The organism is Acidiphilium sp. (genome assembly GCF_049977125.1).
GTDB lineage: Bacteria > Pseudomonadota > Alphaproteobacteria > Acetobacterales > Acetobacteraceae > Acidiphilium.
The window spans coordinates 1-553 of record NZ_JBMFGY010000126.1; the positions used below are offsets into that span (position 1 = coordinate 1).

A 553-nucleotide genomic window follows, 5' to 3' on the forward strand; every position below is an offset into this window, starting at 1 on the left:
GACCGCGAGTCGATCACAACAAAATCAACCACAGGTGTATTTATGCACCAACGCCGGTCTCCTGCATCCTGTTCGGCGCGGCACACGCAGCCATTTACGCCAACCACCTGAGGTGGTGGGCATTCCTTCTGGTAACCCCGCAATTCGTGCTGGGTGTGTTGCTGGCCAGCATTCGCGTACGCTTCGGACTGCGTTGGAGCATCGCAACCCATTATGCCATTGACAGCCTGTTGGCATACGGCGCGTGGATGTATCTGGCAGCAGCCCACGAGAGCGTCTTGCAACACGGATTGATGCTCGTCTACCTCGGGATCGGGACCTTCGTGATGATCTATGGCTTGGTGGCGCTCGTGCGGGTGGCGCGTGGCCGCTGGTGAGGAACGCACGGGCGCAACGCGGGATCGTTTTGCGTCGCCTCCAGCTGTGAGTTTTCCTTAAAGACCGAATACATAAATTGTTGATTTTAAACAGTGTTTTTTACCATCATTTTCTTTAAATACCGAAATCTGTTCCGAAAAGACTGGATTCATTCCGGATTCGTTGTATTAATGCC

The 553-nt window shown here is 53.3% G+C and carries 1 protein-coding gene; it reads left to right on the forward strand.

Features of this window, described 5'->3' with window-relative positions; all coding sequences use genetic code 11:
• On the forward strand, positions 1 to 377 hold a 377-nt coding region (locus ACP5E6_RS14575), incomplete at its 5' end, for a hypothetical protein (RefSeq protein ID WP_427955107.1).
• Positions 378 to 553: the final 176 nt, after the last annotated feature.